Here is a 16099-nt window from a genome sequence, read left to right as displayed (position 1 = left end):
ATAAAAATATGGAATTTAGAACGATAAAAGAGGACGGACAAGTCCAAGAAGAAATCAAAAAATCACGATTTATTTGTCATGTAAAACGTGTCTGTAGTGAAGAAGAAGCTCGTGCCTTTATCACTGCTATCAAAAAAGAACACTATAAGGCTACCCACAACTGCTCTGCTTTTATTATCGGTGAGCGCAGTGAAATCAAGCGAACCAGTGATGATGGGGAGCCAAGTGGAACTGCTGGTGTACCTATGCTAGGAGTTCTAGAAAATCACAATTTGACCAATGTTTGTGTAGTTGTTACCAGATATTTTGGTGGTATCAAATTGGGAGCAGGAGGTCTTATTCGCGCTTATGCAGGTAGTGTTGCCTTTGCTGTCAAAGAAATTGGAATTGTTGAAATTAAAGAACAAACAGGGATTCAAATTCAAATGAGCTATGCTCAATATCAAGAGTATGGGAATTTTCTTAAAGAACATAATCTTATGGAACTCGAAACCAACTTCACAGATCAAGTTGACACAATTATCTTTGTCGATAAAGAAGATAAAGAGGATACCAGAGCTGCCCTTATAGAATTTTTTAATGGGAAAGTTATCCTAACAGATCAGGGCTTACGAGAAGTTGAAGTCCCTGTAAACCTTGTGTAAAGCACTTTTAAATATCTTCCCTCAATTTTTAGATTTACACTGACTATTTTTCAGATTGTTATAAAAAAATCCTATCGCTTCGATAGGATTTCTATATTTTACAAAAGTTTAAGATAGCGTTATACTAGAAACATCTTATATAAAGAGGTGCTAACATGGCTATTTATAACAATATCACAGAACTTATCGGAAAAACACCGATTGTTAAATTGAATAACATTGTACCAGAAGGTGCAGCAGACGTTTACGTAAAACTAGAAGCTTTTAACCCAGGTTCATCCGTTAAAGACCGCATTGCTCTTAGTATGATTGAAAAAGCAGAACAAGAGGGTAAACTGAAACCAGGCTCTACAATTGTAGAAGCAACAAGTGGGAACACTGGTATCGGTCTTTCATGGGTTGGTGCTGCTAAAGGTTATAAAGTTGTCATTGTTATGCCTGAAACAATGAGTGTTGAACGCCGCAAGATCATCCAAGCTTATGGTGCTGAACTAGTCCTCACTCCCGGTAGCGAAGGAATGAAAGGTGCGATTGCAAAAGCGCAAGAAATTGCTGCTGAACGCGATGGTTTCCTACCATTACAGTTTAATAACCAAGCTAACCCAGAAGTTCACGAAAGAACAACAGGAGCTGAAATTCTAGCTGATTTCGGAGCTGATGGTTTAGATGCCTTTGTTGCTGGTGTTGGTACTGGAGGAACTATTTCTGGTGTCTCTCACGCTCTTAAATCGGCTAATTCAGGCATTCAAGTATTTGCAGTTGAGGCAGACGAGTCAGCAATCTTATCAGGTGAAAAACCAGGACCTCACAAAATTCAAGGTATCTCTGCAGGATTCATCCCAGAAACACTTGATACAGAAGCTTATGATGGTATCGTTCGCGTGACATCAGACAATGCTCTTGCACTTGGTCGCGAAATTGGTGGAAAAGAAGGCTTCTTGGTAGGTATTTCTTCTGCCGCAGCTATCTATGCAGCAATCGAAGTTGCTAAAAAACTAGGGGCAGGTAAAAAAGTCCTTGCGCTTGCACCAGATAACGGAGAACGTTACCTATCTACAGCGCTCTATGAGTTCGAAGTCTAGTCTCCTAAATACACAAAGCCCTTTAACAAGGGCTTTGTAATTTTTTCTATAAGAAAGAGGAAGCAAATCTGCTTCCTCTTTTTATTATTAGTTATTCAAGGCTGCTGCCATTGTAGCTGCAACTTCTGCTTCAAAGTCGTTTGCAGCTTTTTCGATACCTTCACCAACTTCAAAGCGAGCGAACTCAACTACTGAAGCGTTAACTGATTCAAGGTAAGCTTCAACTGTCTTGCTGTCATCCATGATGTAAACTTGTGCAAGAAGTGTGTAAGCTTGGTCAACTTTAGTGTTGTCAAGCATGAAGCGATCCATTTTACCTGGGATGATTTTATCCCAGATTTTTTCTGGTTTACCTTCTGCAGCCAATTCAGCTTTGATAGCTTCTTCAGCTTGAGCGATTACTTCATCAGTCAATTGAGCTTTAGATCCGTATGCCAAGTGTGGAAGAGCTGGTTTACCAACCATAGCACGGCTTTCATTATCTTGGTCGATAACGTGGTTCAATTGTGCCAACTCATCTTTAACAAATTGCTCATCCAATTCTTTGTATGAAAGAACTGTTGGTTTCATAGCAGCGATGTGCATTGAGATTTGTTTAGCAAGTGCTTCATCTCCACCTTCGATTACAGAGATAACACCGATACGTCCACCGTTGTGTTGGTAAGCTCCAAAGTGTTGTGCATCTGTTTTTTCAATCAAAGCAAAGCGACGGAATGAGATTTTTTCTCCGATAGTCGCTGTTGCAGACACATAAGCTGCTTCCAGAGTTTCACCTGAAGGCATTGTCAAAGCAAGAGCTTCTTCGTTGTTAGCTGGTTTTCCTTCAGCGATTGCTTTAGCTGTTGCGTTTACCAACTCAACAAATTGAGCGTTTTTCGCAACGAAGTCAGTTTCAGCATTTACTTCAACAACTGCTGCAACGTTACCGTTCACATAAACACCAGTCAAACCTTCAGCAGCAACACGGTCAGCTTTTTTAGCTGCCTTAGCCATACCTTTTTCGCGAAGCAATTCAATCGCTTTTTCGATATCACCTTCAACTTCGACCAATGCTTTCTTAGCGTCCATGACACCAGCACCAGATTTTTCACGCAACTCTTTAACAAGTTTAGCTGTAATTTCTGCCATTTTGATTCTCCTATATTTTTAAAAAATAGGAGAGCCGGGCTAAGCCCCGCCCTCCTAGGTAATGATTACTTATTTGAATTAAGCGTTGTCGCCTTCTACAACTTCAACGATTTCTTCGATTGAGTCTGCTTGAGCTTCTGAAGCTGCAAATTCTGCTTCAACTGCTGCTACAGCATCTTCACCTTGGCGACCTTCGATGATAGCGTCTGCCAATTTAGCTGTAATCAACTTAACTGCGCGGATAGCGTCATCGTTAGCTGGGATGATTACATCGATATCATCTGGGTCAGTGTTTGTGTCAACCATCGCTACAACTGGGATACCCAATTTTTTAGCTTCTTTAACAGCGATTTGCTCTTTATGTGGGTCAACTACGTACATTACATCTGGGATGCGAGGCATGTCTTCGATACCACCCAAGAATTTTTCAAGACGAGCGCGTTGTTTGTTAAGAAGTGCAACTTCTTTCTTAGGAAGAACGTCGAAGATTCCTTCTTCTTCCATGCGTTTGATTTCTTTCAAACGAGCGATACGTTTTTGGATTGTTCCCCAGTTAGTAAGGGTACCACCCAACCAACGGTGGTTGATGTAGTATTGACCTGAACGTTCTGCTTCTTCTTTAACAGCGTCAGCAGCTTGTTTCTTAGTACCAACAAACAATACAACTGCATCGTTAGCTGCTGCATCACGCATAAAGTCGTATGCTTGGTCAGCGTATTTTACAGTTTGTTGCAAGTCGATAACGTGGATTCCGTTACGCTCAGTGAAGATGTACTTAGCCATCTTAGGGTTCCAGCGACGAGTTTGGTGACCAAAGTGTACACCAGCCTCAAGAAGTTGTTTCATTGAAATTACTGCCATGAGTATTTCTCCTTTTTTGTTTTTTCCTCTTCTTGATTTCAACTTGCAAAACAACCAAAAGGCAACAGTTTCACAATTCATCAAGAATGAGTATTATCGTTCACACGACAAGTTTTATTTTATCATAATTGGAGCTTTATTTCAAGTGATTTTGTTATTTTCTCCTTATTAAATTACCATTTAAAAGCTCTAAATTTAAAACATCTCAACATATACTGCTGAGATGTTCTAATAGCTAATTTTTTAAAATTTAATGTAGGGGTGTTTATGCTATCTACTTCGAAGTTTCTTACGAATCTTATAAGCTAGATTAAACAAGAAATATAATGAACTAGTTGGATAGTTAAACTCACCAGCAAACTCCTCAATAGTGGGATTAAACTTAGATTTAAAATTAAATAACCCGCCTTCTAAGTTGTTTTCAATTCCACCCATATTATGAGTCTCTGCCCCACGTTCAAATGAATGTTGAGCTGTCTCAAACCATGTAGGAATAGCAGGTTGATAATGTCTAAATTCCTCATTCATTCCAGCATATAAGTTTTCAGAAGTTTTCCCAAATTCGATGGTTAAAGTTCCAGACAATGGAACGACACTGTACCCTCTATCAATATGGCTCTTAAGAAAAGAAATTTCTTCCTCTAATCGTTTTCTCTCTTGCTGATTCTCTTTTATTTTGCCTTCTTTCGTTTTATCAGTAAATTTCTGCGCTATTTTAAGATTCTTTTCGAGTTGCTGCTCAACTTCTTTCAGTCTATTAGGTAAATCTAAGTAGCTCAGTGTGATAAAAGAGTGATTAGGATAAGTAGTCAGTAACTTTTGATAATAATCTTTGCCTCGTAAACTGATATTCTTACGAGACTCTGTTTTCTTCATTAAAAATGAAAATTCATCTAATAAATCAATTCCACCGAATTTCACTTCCAATCCTTTATTCCTTGCAGTTCGGATTGCCTGTCTAGTGGACTTGGATAGTTGATCCAACGAGAAGTTCTCTTTATGAATATTAGCTTGAAAACGTGGTTGTATATTTTCTGCCATATCCTTTGTTAAGCCTGTCCAATAAACTTTATTTTTTTCAGTTCTTCAATAATTTCTAAAGTCCTAGAATTTTGGACAGTTTCTTGCCCAATAAGACCTCTACTGATAAATAAACTTGGATCAAATTTAACCATTATTGCATTGCTTTTTTTAGCAATTTTTTTCAATGTTAAAATCACAAATTTCAGAAGTTCTTTATCTTCATAATTAATAACTGGGCCTCTTGGAATATAGAACATGGAAAATCCTAATGGAAGAGGCTGAATTAAGATGTTCGCTACTCCAACCAATTGATTCTCTTTATAAAATCCAACTCTCTCATTCCCCCAAGTATCCTTAATCTTGGCCCAATCACTACTCTGCAACAAATTTCCTTGAGGATGATTTTCTAAAAACAAATCCCACTCTTTGACATCAACATTTATTTTATACGTAAACATAACTCCAACACCGACTCCCTTAGAAACCATTTTTTTATCAACATGCTACACTCGTACTAAATCCCTAAGTTTCATTTTACTTTAACTAAAAAATTATAAAAATAGAGAATAAGTTCAAGTAATTATATAATGAAATTTATTTTTCAGCACTATACAAAGGGTGAGATTAATAAAATCTCACCCTAATTTTAGTAATAATCAGTATATTAGTTTGGATAAATGTATCTTACAGTACCTCTTGATGCTGTCGGATTAAACCATCCACGATAATTTCCGATTGGTTGAGTTCCACTACCATCATAGTTACATTCAGAAACTTGAATACGAGTTGATGATTCAACTGCTGTAACAACTGCTACGTGTCCGTATCCTCCATCATCCCATGAAGCAATTGCTCCAACTTGTGGTGTAGAACCTGTACGGAAACCTGCTGCTGCTGCACTAGTAGCCCACTGACCACCATTACCCCAATAATCACCAGCCCATGGAGCCAAAGTCTTAGCACCCCATGTACATTGACCTACAGGGTAACTTGAAGCATTTGAACTATAAGTTGGTCGTTGACTTACAGTAGTTGCTGCAGGTGTGTAGCTTGATTCATCATCTGATGATGAAGAACTTGAAGTTGCTTGTACTTGTGCAGCAAAGGTTGTGTTAGCCGAAGCTGCAAGTGATTGTTGTTGACTTGTTTGTTTCGCTTTGTATGCTGCTTCTGCTTCTGCTGCTGCCTTAGCTTCTGCTTCAGCTGCTGCTTTTTGCTCTAACAAAGTAGCTTTTTCACTTTCTGCGGTAGCTTTTTCTGCTGCAAGATTCAACTCAGCGGCTTTCAATTCTGCCTGTTTTGTTGTCAAGGCTTGAGCGTCATCAGCAAGTGTTTGTTGATTGGCAATAACTGTGTTGATTGCATTATTGTTTGCAACTTGTTTTTCAGAGATAGCTTTTTTATCTTCTTTTTGTTGTTGCAACATTTTATTGTTTGCTGAGACAATTTCACTCATAGCTGCTACACGAGAAATAGCTTCTGTAATTGAGTTAGAGTTAATAATTGTATTAATGTAGCTTGTAGCAGTTCCGTTAGTTTGTGCACTTCGAGCTTGGTTTTCAAGCGATTCATTACGAGCTACGATGTTTTTTGAAAGCTCTATGATTTCACCTTCAAGTTTTTTAGACTCTTCTTGAAGTTTTTCATTCTCAGCTTGCAACTTTTCTTGTTCTGTTTGAATAGCTGTTACTTTAGTTTGAATCTCATCAACTTGTTTTTGAGCTTCCTTTTGTTGTGTTGTCAATTCACTAATTTTGCTATCTTGAGCAGCAATTTTTTCATTTGTTGTATTGGCTTGGACACTTGAAAGCACAGTTCCTTGTGAAACCAATACTGTACTTAATAAGAGTGATGCTAGAATTTTTTTCTTCATAGTGTAAATACTCCTTCTTTAAAAAGACAATACTAGTATATCAAAAAAAGGCCTAATAAATATTACGCCTTTATTACAGTTTTGTTTCTTTCTCATAGATATATTTTTTCAAAAATATATTGGAAAACTAACATCCATATAAAATTCAATATCATAGTAGGACCCAGACTATAAACTATAAAAACAGGTAGATTCTCGGCTGTTAGTCCAACCGCCTCTGCCAACATAAAACTGCCAAACTCAAATGTAAAAGTCATCATTAAAACGGCAAGTACTCGAGTCCATCTATTTGACAAAATAACTGAGTTGCTTTTATACACTATTGCTCCAATAATTACAAATAGTAGACTAGCTATTCCAATCAAATGGAAGAAATAAATATCGTATACAAGTCCTACAACTAGGCAATAAGCTAAAAACAGATACTCAGATACTTCTATCGTTTCAAATAATAAGAAGATAAAAATAAAGTGGCTAACAATTTGTATATGTGGGAAAAAACTATTTACAAACTGCCCTAAATGGCTATCAATCAAGATAATCAAGGGCAATAGTACAAACATTCCTATCTGCTTAAAAAGTCTCATGATGGATTCCCCACTAACTCTACAACCTTAAGGTTCATTGGATCCGCATGCAATTTAACCATGACTTCTCTTGTTAGATAGTCCGTACTATGTGTCACTGATACGACTTCTCCTACAGGGATATCTGTAGCATTAAAATTTCCCAAACCTCCAGTTACCACTTTGTCTCCCTGACTAATGTCGCTATTGCTATTTAATTGACTAATTTTTAGAAGATCCTTTTCCTTATCATAACCAATGATGATACCATAAATGCTACTAGAACCATGCTGGATTTTAACAGAAATCTTCTCTGTATTCTCAGCATTTGTTAATAAATTGACTATGGTTGAGCTATCCTCTACTTTTTCAACGCTTCCAACCAACCCTCCACCAGAAACAACGAGCATACTAGTTGTTACACCTTGTTGCGAACCAACATTAATTGTTAGTTCTTGTTTCCAAGCTGCAGGAGTTCTAATGATGACATCTGCAGCAATTAGTTTGGTCGCGTTTAATTTTGACTTCATGTCTAACAATTGACGTAATTGCTCATTTTCTTCCTTCAGACTGTCTGCTTCATTTGTTTCTTTTTCCATTTGATAGAGTTCTTTTTTAAGAGTCTCATTCTCATTATAAGCTCTCGTCAAATTTCCTAAATCTGACTTTGTAGATTCTAACCATTGAAATGGTTTCTGTACAATTCTATCTATCAGAGAAATGCCATCTCCAGCTTTTGTCACAACTGTACTTGATTGTGTCGTCACTAAAAAAACAGAAACTACTAGTATAACGACAAATAGAACAATGATATATTTTGATTTTTTAAAACGGTTCATACCTCTACCCTATCTCATTCTATATTTCACTTTAGGATTTCAACAAAAATAGAATACCACCCAAGACACAAATAAGTAATAGAGCTACACTATCTTTATTCATCCATTTCAACTGTCGATATTGACTACGTCCATTCCCACCTTGATACCCTCTAGCTTCCATAGCTGTAGCAAGAGAATCTGCTCGTTTCAAACTTGTAGCGAATAAAGGAATCAAAATAGGTATCATAGCCTTAACTTTTTGGATTACATTTCCTTCTCCAAAATCTACACCACGCGCCTTTTGAGCGTTCATAATGCGAATCGTATCATCCATTAAGGTTGGTACAAAACGTAAACTCATAGACAACATAAGCCCGATTTCATGAACAGGAACCTTAAATCTTTTCAAGGGTCCAAGCAAGGATTCAACCGCTGTTGCCAAGCTCAATGGCATGGTTGTCAAAGTAAGCAAGGTTGAGAAAAAGATAATCAACACAAAGCGGCAAAAAATGATTCCAGCCTGCTCAATACCATGACTCGTGATTTTTATAAACCCCATCTCGAATAGGACTTGACCACCAGAAATAAAGAAAAGTTGAAAAAGTGTTGTAAAGGCGATCAGAAAAAACATAGACCGCAAACCTTTTATGAAAAAAGATAAGGGAACTCCTGATAAAGCTACAAAAATGCCAGTTGCAACGAAAAGGATCAAATTTGTTATTGGATTATTGGCCCAAAAAACAATCAAAATTAATAAAATCATCGCTACTAACTTACTACGAGGATCCAAACGATGAACAATCGAATTTCCTGGTATGTAACGACCTAAAATCATGTTATCCATTGATGAACTCCTTAAACTCCTCTATCGTTATCGGCAATTGTTTAAAAGAAACTCCTCGTTCAGCTAGCCTTTGAGCAAATCTTGTGATTTTTGGAACACCTAATTGGATTTTTTCCATGAATTCAACATGTTGAAAAACAAGACTTGGCTTCCCACTCTTGACCAACTTTCCTTTTTCCATCACATAAACTTGGTCAGCAAATTCAGCAACGTCGTCCATCAGATGGGTTACTAAAACAATCGTAATACCATCCTGATGAAGCTTTTTAAACAAGTTCATTAACTCTTTTCGACCAATTGGATCTAAACCAGCGGTTGGTTCATCTAAGACCAAGATGCTAGGCTCCATCGCCAAAATACCAGCAATCGCAACCCTTCTCATTTGTCCGCCTGAAAGCTCAAAGGGACTACGTCCAAAGAGTGACTCATCAATTCCTACTAAAGCTAGTTTTTCACGCGCAATAGCTTCTGCCTCTTCTACAGAGACTCCAAAATTTTGAGGTCCAAAAGCCACATCTTTTAAGACAGTCTCCTCAAAGATTTGATTTTCTGCAAACTGAAAGACTAAGCCCACTTGTTTGCGAATTTGACGAATTTGCTTATTGACGGATGTTGATGTAATTAATGTATCAAAGACACGAACACTTCCCTTTGTGGGAACCAACAAACCATTCAAAAGTTGAAGAATTGTAGATTTCCCGCTTCCTGTATGCCCAATAATTGCTGTATAAGATCCATCCTCTATTGACAAATTAACGTCGGACAAGGCAGATGAGGCAAAGGGTGTTCCTTCCTGATACGTATAACTCACATTGTCTAGAATAATTCCCATAAAGCCTCCTCGAGCTCCCCTTCGGTCAGGTAGTGCTCTGGTAATTTCAAGCCACTAGTACGTAGAGATTCTTTTAATTGGTTGACAAAGGGTTGATCTAAACCAATTTGATCTAAATCTGACCTAGAAAATAGTTCTCTAGGAGTACTAGTTGATTCGATTTCTCCTTTTTTCATCACCAAAATACGGTCACTCATGGCCACCTCATCTAAGTCATGCGTAATAGAGATCACTGTCATTTGGTGATCTTGGCGAATCTTTTGGACAATCTTAATCAACTCTAGACGCCCCTCTGGATCCAACATGCTTGTAGCCTCATCCAAAATTAAAATGTCTGGTCGCAAGGCGACAACGCCTGCGATAGCCACTCTCTGTTTTTGGCCACCTGACAAGCGAGCTGGTTCCTTTTTAGAAAATTCAGCCATCCCAACTAATGACAGAGCTTCAGAAACTCGCTTCTTCATCTCTTCAAGTGGAATCCCTTGGTTTTCTAGTCCAAAAGCAACGTCATCTTCTACGGTTGCCCCCACGAATTGGTTATCAGGATTTTGAAATACCATACCAATCTTACGTCTTTTTTTCCAGACGTTTTCCGGAGTTAGGCAATCACCGTCTATCCAAATTTCTCCAGATTCCGCTTCTAGCAAACCGTCAATCAAGCGAACAGTTGTTGATTTTCCACTACCATTATGACCAACGATAGACAACCATTCTCCACGTTTCACGTGAAACGAAATGTTATGAACATCATAGTGTTCTTGATCTGCCTGGTATCGAAATGACAGATTCTTAATTTCAATAATAGATTCCATATCTAGCGAAAGGTTCCTTTAAACAAATACGCGCTTCCCTTGAAGTAATCATAACCAGAATAAACTGTAAAGAACAAAGCGATATAAAGAGTTATCTGACCAAGTAAATTCCAATGAAATAACAAGAAGATAATCGCAAACATCTGGCTAAATGTTTTGATTTTTCCTGGCATTGCTGCAGCTAAAACAGTTCCACCAGTTTCAACTAAGAGTAGTCGCAACCCAGTAACTGCAAGTTCTCGGCAAATGATTACAGCTACTACCCAAGCAGGAGCCATATTTAGACCTACTAGCATGATAAAGGCCGACATAACCAACAACTTATCAGCCATCGGATCCGCAAATTTCCCAAAATTGCTAACTACTTGCCATTTTCTAGCTAAATAGCCATCCAGATAATCTGTGATACTGGCAATGGCAAAAATAATTGCTGCTATTTTATGTAACACAGGAGACTGTCCAAATGATAGAAGGAGAACAAAAATCGGAATAAATAAAATTCTACCAAGCGTAAGTATGTTAGGAATATTCTCTTTTTTCATGTTATCCTTCCTTAATTTGAACTTAATTTCAATGTAATCCAGCCAGTTTGACCAGTTAATTTCGAAGTATCAATTTCCTGATTATCGATTTTGATTTTCACGCCTTTGACAACGCCTAATGTGATAGTTACTGGAGAGCCTTTAGAAACTGTTGTTTTGGCCATCTTATTATTAGGCTCAAGAGTTGTTCCTCCAGCCAATTCAGTATCTGAAACACTAATCCAGCTTGTTGCATCCGTCACAGATAGTTGAAGTTCGGCAGTATCTTTAGCAGTTTTATATTCTACCGATATAACATCTCCCTGACCAGAAACCGTCACAGTTGATGCGTCGCTCGAACTTGATGGGCTAGTGGTTTGATTGCTAGTTGTTGTTTCACTACTTGTTGCACTTGTTGTCGTAGTCACAACATTATAGTTGGCTGAAGTTGTTGCTGTCCGTTGTGTTTGAATGTAATTCCAAACATAATAAGAAACAAAAATTATAATAGATAAGGAGAAGAGAATAAAGTAAAACAGAGGGAGCAAGGAACGTTTCTTGCGATTAGAACGTCTACGACCTGATAGTTCTATCTCATCAACATCAACTTCCTCATAGGTAATCATACTCCCTGAATCATAAGCATCTAAAACAAGATTTTCATCCAATTCAACTGCCCAAGCATACTTCCTCAAAAAAGAACGTGTATAAAAAGGGCTTGGCAATTGGTCGAAATCATCTGATTCTAAAGCCTCAAGCAGATTCAGTTGAATGTCTGTCTTGCGCTGCAATTCCTCTAAACTCAAACCTTGGTTGATTCTTGCTAAACGTAACACTTCACCAATTGTTTTTTTCTCATACTTACCATGCCTTCTTTCTAGTTTATTTTATATTTCGATAGCTATAGTGGAAAAATTGTAAATTCAACTATTTCACTATTATCGATAAAATGATGTCCTACCTCAAGAACATCATCCAAGGTCATTTCCTGTATAATCTTTGGTAAATCAAACAGGGTTGTTTCGTCAGAATGTGACTGATATTGGGTCGCAATAAATTCTAAAGAGTTCATACTATGGATAAATTCTCCATAAATTTCACTTTTGATTAAATCAAGATGTTCTTCCGAAATATCTGCATCAGTAACAAAGTTCTGAATCGCCTTTCGGAATTGATGCGAAATTGACACAGGCTCCTTAGTGTCCATTGTCAGCATCAAAAAGTTAAAACGTCGATTGATCTCAACTTCTAAAGATAATGAAGAATCTAATTTCCCAGTTTCATACAAACTCTGAAATCTTTTAGAGGTCCAACCAAACATCATCGTAAATAACGCTCTTAATAGAACGCTATATCGATAGCAATCCTGATGACCCATATCAGAATTCGTTCGGACTCCTATTGCTAATTTAGGTGATGCAACATCCATACGAATGCTCTCAACCTTCTTTACAGGGTTTAAAGCGATTGGTTCTTTTGGATTTTGAACTATACAACCTCCAACATCCTTTTGCGAAAAATAATTCTGCATCAACTCTAAATCAAAATTTCCAACGAGGAAAATTTGGCTATTGACAGGAGTGTAAAATTCATCAAAATTGTCCCGTAGATTCTCTAAACTAATATCTTCTATCGAATCTTCAGTCCCAACAATATCTGAAGCTAGTGGAGTTTCCGGATATAGATTTGCCAGTGTTTTAAAGAACAAGCAAGAATCAGGATCATCCTGATACATTTCGCGTTCTTGTTGAATAATATCCTTTTCTCGTTCAACAGATTCTTCAGTAATGTTAAAGCTAGTAACAAGCTCGTCAAGCAAGTCCAAACACTCAGCGACATTCTCAGAGGTTGAAAAAAGATAACTTGTATTTGTAAAGCTTGTAAAGGCGTTACTATCTGCACCTAATTTGGTAAATGCAGCCATGATATCTTCAGAATTTTCTCTTTCAAAAAGTTTATGTTCTAAAAAATGAGCGATTCCCTTAGGATATGTTTTCTTTTTTCTATCTCTAGCTGTAAACTCAGTGTCAACTGAACCAACATAGACAGTTACTACACCATAAACTTCGTTAAAATCATTTTTAGGAAGCAAAGAAACTGTCAATCCATTTTCTAATTTTGCTTGATAAAGAGTTTCCTTTACAGCAGGATAATATTTCTCTTGAAAAGTAACTCTAGTCATTCTGCTCCTTCCATAAAATAGATAGCCTGCAATTTCAAACTAGATGCCGCCCTACAGATTTCATCCTTGTCAACTTGCTCTAGTCTCTCTATCAAAGTATCCATGTCTAAAACCGATTTACCAAAAAAGAGGCTTAAGTATTCTCTATCTATAATCGAATCTTGATTATCCTGACTCAACAACATCGTCCTACGAATCATTTCCTTAGTTTGATTAACTTCAGCATCTGTAAATCTACCATTTTTGATAGCTAACAATTGATCATTCATCAATTTTCTTACCTTGTTTCGGTTTTGACGATTTATCCCAGCAAACAATCTTAAAAATCCACTAAAGAGATCTAAGTGACCAGAAACAGTGTAGGCCAACCCTTCCTTTTCCCTAACTTGGGTAAACAATTTAGAGTGTGGGAAAGCTCCAAGCAAACCATTCACGAGAAGCAAGGCCATCTTTTGATCATCTCCATAACCAATTGTGCTATGATAACCCATCTCTAGAATAGACTGACCCAGGTTTTTCCTAGCAATTCCTTCTCTAAGAACATTTGAAGTACCTTGCTGATATTGAATGTTTGCAGTTTCTTTACGACCTGTCAAGTTAAATTTCTGCAGACTTTCTAGAACTTCAATTTCATTAAAATCACCTAAAAAGAATAAATCAATCCTATCTTCTTTCAGCATTTTTTGAAAACTTAAATAGCAAGATTTAGAAGTCTCTTCAGAAATTCTGGCAATTAAATCTCTAGGAACTAACTGCATTGATTCTTCTTGGAAAAACAACTGATCCAATTCTTTATGGGCAAAGAAGAAAGGATCCTCTAATTCTGATTCTAATCTCGCCAACAATTGTTTTTTTTCAATTTCAAAGGCATTGTTCTCAAATTCATCTTCATTTGACAATGGATTAAATATGACTTGATACAATAATTCTAAAATCTGAGCAGTTAAGACGTTTTTCTTACTTAAAAATTCATCTCGAACATAAGTCAAACTCACGTCTACTAAGTGACTTTGCCCCCTTCTATAAGCATGAGTTGATAAATCTGCTCCATACAATGCTGCCAGATGTTTTCTAAGAACCTGAGCAGTTGGATAGCCTTTATTAGCAGTTTCAAGCATACTGGCACTTAGCATGCGACCAGAAATTAAATCCAGAGATAATGGAGCTGTGAAACGCATGGTTATTTTATTTGTCTTAAACTTTTTAGATTGGATAAAATGCACTGCAATTCCAGGGAATAACTCCATCTTTTACCTCCTTTTACATAGAGTTCTATTATACCATGAAAACGAAAATTTTTCCTGTTCTCTTTGACTCTTTTGAAATTAAAATCGTTTTCATATCAGTAGTTTCTTCTCAACTATTTTGTGCAAAATATGGTATAATACCAAAGATTGAGGTGAACTATGGAATACAAATTATTTGAAGAATTTATTACTCTCCAAGCTCTTTTGAAAGACCTTGGTGTTATACAAAGTGGTGGCGCTATTAAATCTTTTTTAGCGGACCATCTTGTATATTTTAATGGAAAATTAGAAAATCGTCGAGGCAAGAAAATTAGAATCGGGGATTCTATTGAAATCCCTGATTTAAAAACTCAAATTATTCTAGTTAAACCAACATCAGAAGAAATAGAGGAGTTTCGTATAGAAAAACTTGAGAAAGAACGTGTAGCTAAGCTTGTCAAGGAAATGAATAAAAAGGTACAAAAAAAGCCAGCAAAAAAGAACCAGTCAACAAAAGCAAAACCTGCACCACGTTTCCCAGGTAGATAAATATGTGGCTTAAAAATCTATCCATTAAACAATTTCGTAACTATCGAGATGTTGAAGTAAATTTTAATCCAAAATTAAATGTATTTGTTGGCCGAAACGCTCAAGGAAAAACAAATCTTCTCGAAAGTATTTACTTTTTAGCCTTAACGAGAAGTCATCGAACAAAGACTGATAAAAATTTAATTCAATTTGAAGAAGAACAACTGCAAGTTTCTGGAATCTTACAAAAGAAAACAGCAAGCATTCCACTTGAAATTGACCTAACACAAAAAGGGCGAATTACTAAAGTGAATTACTTAAAACAAGCTCGCCTATCAGACTATATTGGTCATATGAATGTTGTCTTATTCGCTCCAGAAGATTTACAACTTGTCAAAGGCGCTCCGGCCATTCGTCGTAAATTCATTGACATAGAATTAGGGCAAATTAAACCGATTTACTTGTCAGACCTGTCAAGTTATAACCACATCCTTAAACAGAGAAATACCTATCTCAAATCTACACAAAACATAGATGAGACTTTCCTATCTGTTCTTGATGACCAACTGATAGAGTATGGCTGTCGTGTAATGAATCATCGAGCTGACTTTATCCAGAAAATGGAACTCTTTGGCAAGAAAAAACATTTTGACATCTCAGATCAGTTAGAAAATCTGTCAATCCGTTATCAACCTTCTGTAAACTTTGTTGACAAGAAACATTTGGCTGAATCTTTCTATATAGCACTTCAAAAAAGTAGATCCAGAGATTTATTTAAGAAGAATACTGGAGTTGGTCCTCATCGGGACGATATGATTTTCATGATTAATGGAATGGAAGCAAGTTTCGGAAGTCAAGGGCAACATCGTAGCTTGGTGCTTTCTATAAAACTTGCTGAAATCGAATTGATGGAGAGCATTACCAAAGAATCTCCCATTCTTTTACTTGACGATGTCATGAGTGAACTTGACAATACTCGTCAACTTAAATTATTGGAAACTATTTCTCATAACATTCAAACTTTTATTACAACTACTAGTTTAGACCATCTTCAAAACTTACCTGATAACTTGAGCGTCTTTACAGTAGATAATGGTCAATTAACTGTAAATTAAACTTTACATCTTTGTAAAACAAAAAAATCTCCCGTTTAACA

Annotated in this window: 16 protein-coding genes and 1 pseudogene; 4 read left to right on the top strand and 13 right to left on the bottom strand. The window is 36.8% G+C overall.

Features of this window, described 5'->3' with window-relative positions; genetic code table 11:
* Positions 1-8: 8 nt before the first annotated feature.
* Together SPAR10_RS03975 and cysK are read left to right on the top strand one after the other, a co-directional pair.
* Positions 9-644, top strand: a complete 636-nt coding sequence (locus SPAR10_RS03975) for a YigZ family protein (RefSeq protein ID WP_004250985.1) — start codon at positions 9-11, stop codon at positions 642-644.
* A 155-nt stretch (positions 645-799) separates the two neighbouring features.
* Positions 800-1726, top strand: coding sequence for a cysteine synthase A (gene cysK / locus SPAR10_RS03970; RefSeq protein WP_004250984.1), 927 nt, complete (start codon positions 800-802; stop codon positions 1724-1726).
* An 87-nt stretch (positions 1727-1813) separates the two neighbouring features.
* On the opposite strand, the gene tsf is transcribed toward cysK, so the two are convergent.
* The 13 genes and pseudogenes from tsf to yfmF all read right to left on the bottom strand — a co-directional run bounded on the left by tsf (position 1814) and on the right by yfmF (position 14436).
* Positions 1814-2854 carry a translation elongation factor Ts gene (gene tsf / locus SPAR10_RS03965; RefSeq protein WP_004250982.1) on the bottom strand — a complete coding sequence of 347 codons (1041 nt, stop codon included), beginning with the start codon at positions 2852-2854 and terminating at the stop codon, positions 1814-1816.
* A gap of 78 nt (positions 2855-2932) precedes the next feature.
* Complete coding sequence (rpsB, locus tag SPAR10_RS03960) at positions 2933-3715, bottom strand: 30S ribosomal protein S2 (protein ID WP_004250981.1); 783 nt, start codon at positions 3713-3715, stop codon at positions 2933-2935.
* A gap of 270 nt (positions 3716-3985) precedes the next feature.
* Positions 3986-5196 (bottom strand): annotated as a pseudogene (locus SPAR10_RS11015) (aminoacyltransferase).
* Between the two features lie 206 nt (positions 5197-5402).
* Positions 5403-6611, bottom strand: a complete 1209-nt coding sequence (pcsB, locus tag SPAR10_RS03950) for a peptidoglycan hydrolase PcsB (protein WP_004250976.1) — start codon at positions 6609-6611, stop codon at positions 5403-5405.
* A 92-nt stretch (positions 6612-6703) separates the two neighbouring features.
* Positions 6704-7198, bottom strand: a complete 495-nt coding sequence (mreD, locus tag SPAR10_RS03945; protein WP_025170527.1) for a rod shape-determining protein MreD — start codon at positions 7196-7198, stop codon at positions 6704-6706.
* Complete coding sequence (mreC, locus tag SPAR10_RS03940; RefSeq protein WP_004250973.1) at positions 7195-8016, bottom strand: rod shape-determining protein MreC; 822 nt, start codon at positions 8014-8016, stop codon at positions 7195-7197. The genes mreD and mreC overlap by 4 nt, the downstream gene beginning before the upstream one ends.
* 31 nt (positions 8017-8047) lie before the next feature.
* A complete protein-coding gene (locus SPAR10_RS03935; protein WP_004250971.1) occupies positions 8048-8842 on the bottom strand; it encodes an energy-coupling factor transporter transmembrane component T family protein in 795 nt (264 codons plus the stop codon).
* Complete coding sequence (locus SPAR10_RS0101870; RefSeq protein ID WP_004250970.1) at positions 8835-9674, bottom strand: energy-coupling factor transporter ATPase; 840 nt, start codon at positions 9672-9674, stop codon at positions 8835-8837. The genes SPAR10_RS03935 and SPAR10_RS0101870 overlap by 8 nt, the downstream gene beginning before the upstream one ends.
* Positions 9659-10486 carry an energy-coupling factor ABC transporter ATP-binding protein gene (locus tag SPAR10_RS03930; protein WP_004250968.1) on the bottom strand — a complete coding sequence of 276 codons (828 nt, stop codon included), beginning with the start codon at positions 10484-10486 and terminating at the stop codon, positions 9659-9661. The genes SPAR10_RS0101870 and SPAR10_RS03930 overlap by 16 nt, the downstream gene beginning before the upstream one ends.
* Before the next feature lie 2 nt (positions 10487-10488).
* Entirely contained in the window at positions 10489-11028 is a 540-nt protein-coding gene (gene pgsA, locus SPAR10_RS03925; protein WP_004250966.1) for a CDP-diacylglycerol--glycerol-3-phosphate 3-phosphatidyltransferase, read from the bottom strand.
* An 11-nt stretch (positions 11029-11039) separates the two neighbouring features.
* Positions 11040-11852, bottom strand: a complete 813-nt coding sequence (gene rodZ / locus SPAR10_RS03920; protein WP_332827961.1) for a cytoskeleton protein RodZ — start codon at positions 11850-11852, stop codon at positions 11040-11042.
* Positions 11853-11908: 56 nt separating this feature from the next.
* Positions 11909-13189 carry an EF-P 5-aminopentanol modification-associated protein YfmH gene (yfmH, locus tag SPAR10_RS03915; protein WP_004250964.1) on the bottom strand — a complete coding sequence of 427 codons (1281 nt, stop codon included), beginning with the start codon at positions 13187-13189 and terminating at the stop codon, positions 11909-11911.
* A complete protein-coding gene (gene yfmF / locus SPAR10_RS03910; protein WP_004250962.1) occupies positions 13186-14436 on the bottom strand; it encodes an EF-P 5-aminopentanol modification-associated protein YfmF in 1251 nt (416 codons plus the stop codon). The genes yfmH and yfmF overlap by 4 nt, the downstream gene beginning before the upstream one ends.
* A 159-nt stretch (positions 14437-14595) precedes the next feature.
* Here yfmF and yaaA point away from each other — a divergent pair, with 159 nt between their 5' ends.
* Together yaaA and recF are read left to right on the top strand one after the other, a co-directional pair.
* Positions 14596-14964: a S4 domain-containing protein YaaA gene (gene yaaA, locus SPAR10_RS03905; RefSeq protein WP_004250960.1), complete on the top strand. Its 369-nt coding sequence runs from the start codon at positions 14596-14598 to the stop codon at positions 14962-14964.
* A gap of 2 nt (positions 14965-14966) precedes the next feature.
* Positions 14967-16058: a DNA replication/repair protein RecF gene (gene recF / locus SPAR10_RS03900; protein ID WP_004250959.1), complete on the top strand. Its 1092-nt coding sequence runs from the start codon at positions 14967-14969 to the stop codon at positions 16056-16058.
* The last annotated feature ends 41 nt before the right edge of the window (positions 16059-16099 follow it).

This window comes from Streptococcus infantis SPAR10 (genome assembly GCF_000279535.1).
Lineage (GTDB): Bacteria > Bacillota > Bacilli > Lactobacillales > Streptococcaceae > Streptococcus > Streptococcus infantis_I.
Note: the sequence above shows the minus strand (reverse complement) of the source record. Positions and strands in the feature narration are given on the sequence as shown.